Origin of the sequence: Clostridium sp. SHJSY1, from assembly GCF_031626875.1 — a bacterium.
In the GTDB taxonomy this organism is placed as follows: domain Bacteria; phylum Bacillota; class Clostridia; order Clostridiales; family Clostridiaceae; genus Clostridium.
The window spans coordinates 1-2591 of the sequence record NZ_JANDMF010000104.1 but is presented as its reverse complement, the minus strand read 5'-3'; the positions used below and the strand labels follow the sequence as shown (position 1 = coordinate 2591).

General features: G+C 29.7%; 4 protein-coding genes. 2 read left to right on the top strand and 2 right to left on the bottom strand.

Annotated features, from left to right (window positions below; genetic code table 11):
- Positions 1-100: 100 nt before the first annotated feature.
- Complete coding sequence (gene nagE, locus NNC19_RS23290) at positions 101-1528, top strand: N-acetylglucosamine-specific PTS transporter subunit IIBC (RefSeq protein WP_310941079.1); 1428 nt, start codon at positions 101-103, stop codon at positions 1526-1528.
- A 58-nt stretch (positions 1529-1586) separates the two neighbouring features.
- On the opposite strand, the gene NNC19_RS23285 is transcribed toward nagE, so the two are convergent.
- Positions 1587-1859, bottom strand: a complete 273-nt coding sequence (locus NNC19_RS23285) for a transporter substrate-binding domain-containing protein (RefSeq protein ID WP_310941078.1) — start codon at positions 1857-1859, stop codon at positions 1587-1589.
- 151 nt (positions 1860-2010) lie between these two features.
- On the opposite strand from NNC19_RS23285, the gene NNC19_RS23280 reads away from it, so the two are divergent.
- Positions 2011-2418 (top strand): secondary thiamine-phosphate synthase enzyme YjbQ, encoded by a 408-nt coding sequence (locus NNC19_RS23280; RefSeq protein WP_310941077.1) that lies wholly within the window; start codon positions 2011-2013, stop codon positions 2416-2418.
- A gap of 53 nt (positions 2419-2471) precedes the next feature.
- Here the strand turns inward: NNC19_RS23280 and NNC19_RS23275 are convergent.
- On the bottom strand, positions 2472-2591 hold a 120-nt coding region (locus NNC19_RS23275), incomplete at its 5' end, for a hypothetical protein (protein WP_310941080.1).

Below are 2591 nucleotides of genomic sequence, written 5' to 3'. Positions count from 1 at the left end.
AAATGGGGGAAATAACTAAAAAAAATAATAAAAAAAGGGCATACCCATGGGCTTTATTGAGTTTCCGTGAGTGCTCAGAATATTAAAGGGGGAATAACAAATGATAAAATTTTTACAACGTATAGGAAAATCTCTTATGCTACCAATAGCATGCTTGCCTATAGCAGGAATAATGATGAGACTTGGTCAACAAGACATAATTGATCATTTAGCATTTATACCAATTTTTAAAACAATTTTACCTTTCTTTGCGGCAGCAGGAAATGCTTTATTTGATAATTTGCCATTGTTATTTGCAGTTGGTGTTGCAGTTGGTTTTTCAGATGACCAAAATGGTGCATCTGGACTAGCTGGTGTTATTGCGTATTTAACTCTAACTAATGTAACTAAGCAGTATTGGACTATGAATTATAGTGAAGATGTTGTAACTAATCTTAAAATATCATTTTTAGGTGGAATAATTGCAGGTCTTATTGGAGGAATGGCATATAATAAGTTTAGACATGTTAAACTACCAGAATTTTTAGCTTTCTTTGGTGGAAGAAGATTTGTTCCAATTATGTCAGGTTTAATTGCTTTTGTTATAGCAATACCACTTGGTATGGTTTGGCCTACAATTCAAAATGCATTAGCTAATGCATCAGCAGGAGTTGCAGGAATGGGACCAATAGGTGTAGCTTTATTTGGATTTTTCAATCGTTTATTAATTCCTATTGGACTTCATCATGTTTTAAATTCATTTTTCTGGTTCCAACTTGGAAGCTTTAATGGTGCTAATGGAGATTTAACCAGATTCTTCCAAGGAGATCCAACAGCAGGTCACTTTATGGCAGGATTTTTCCCAGTTATGATGTTTGGGGTCCCAGCAATAGGTCTTGCTATATATTTTGCGGCTAAGAAAGAAAAGAGAAAATCAGTAGCAGGTATGCTTATTTCATTAGCTCTTACAGCATTTTTAACTGGTGTTACAGAACCAATGGAATTCTTATTTATATTCTTATCACCAGTTTTATTAATTGCTCATGCATTATTAACAGCATTATCATGCTTCTTAGTAGATTCTTTTGGAGTTTTGCATGGATTTACATTCTCAGCAGGATTTTTAGATTATGCAATAAACTTTAATTTGTCAACTAAGCCATTGTTAATATTAGTAATAGGATTATTAGTTATAGCACCACTGTATTTTATAATATTCTTAACATTAATTAAAAAATTAAATTTACCAACGCCAGGTAGAGAAGAAGATGATGAAGAAAGTTCTGAAAATATAGGTTCAGTAAATATAGATGGAAGCTTATGCAGGAAATATATAGAATATTTAGGTGGGAAAGAAAATTTAATTAATGTTGATAATTGTGCAACACGCCTAAGATTAGAAGTAAAGGACTCAGATTTAGTAGATGATAAAAAATTAAAATCAATAGGTGCTAAAGGATTTGTAAAAATGAATAAGACTAATATTCAAGTAATAGTTGGAACAAATGTTGAATTTGTTGCAGATGGAATAAAAGATTTATTAAAATAGTAATGTAAAAGAAAGGGAGTAATATTTTATTATGATTCCCTTTCTTTTATTTTATAAATTAATTTCCATTCACACCATAACTTTTTAGGATTTTTTGAATAGTTAAATCTTCTTTCATTCCATCAATTACTTTATTTAAAGCATCCAGTAATGGAGTATCGCTTTTTCTAACTGCTGCAGCGATACTTCCAGGAATTTCAGGTATGTATTCCTTTGATGATAATACTTTTAGATATAGGGTTAGTATTTTTGGAGTTACAATAGCTTCAGATTCTTTAAATAATGCATTTGTAAATGATACTAGTTTTTTGCGTTCATCAGTAATAAACATTCTATCTGCATATCTTTTCCTCCTTTTAATTAGTGTTTTTATTGTGAAACTTAATTATTCATAGTATCTATTTGAAGAGTGATGTTATTTAATGGTAAGATAATGATAAAAATATTCTTATAAAATTTTTTAGAAGAAATGGGTGGAAGTTATGAGTAAGAACTTATTTGAATTTTCAATTTTAACAAATAAATCTCAAGAATTTATAGATATTACATACTTAATTAAGGATGTATTAGAAAAATCTAAAGTTAAGAATGGAATTGCAGTTATTTATTGTCCTCATACAACAGCAGGAATAACTATTAATGAAAATGCAGATTCAGATGTAGTAAGAGATATAATAGTAACTCTTGATAAAGTGTTACCAATAAAAGGTGATTATAAGCACTTTGAAGGAAATTCTCATGCCCATTTAAAATCATCTTATATGGGAATAGAGAAAACACTTATTATAAATGATGGAAAACCACTTTTAGGTATTTGGCAAGGTGTATATTTTTGTGAGTTTGATGGCCCTAGAAATAGAAAAGTGTATATTAAGATTGTAGAAGGGTAGAGAAAAAAGAAGAATTCCAAATAAGACAAGAACTTGCCTTATTTGGAATTCTTTTATTTAATGTTAAAGAAAGCTTTTCTTCCTCTATATTCAGCAACACCTTCTAATTCTTCTTCTATTCTTATTAATTGATTATACTTAGCAACTCTTTCACTTCTTGCTGGAGCTCCTGT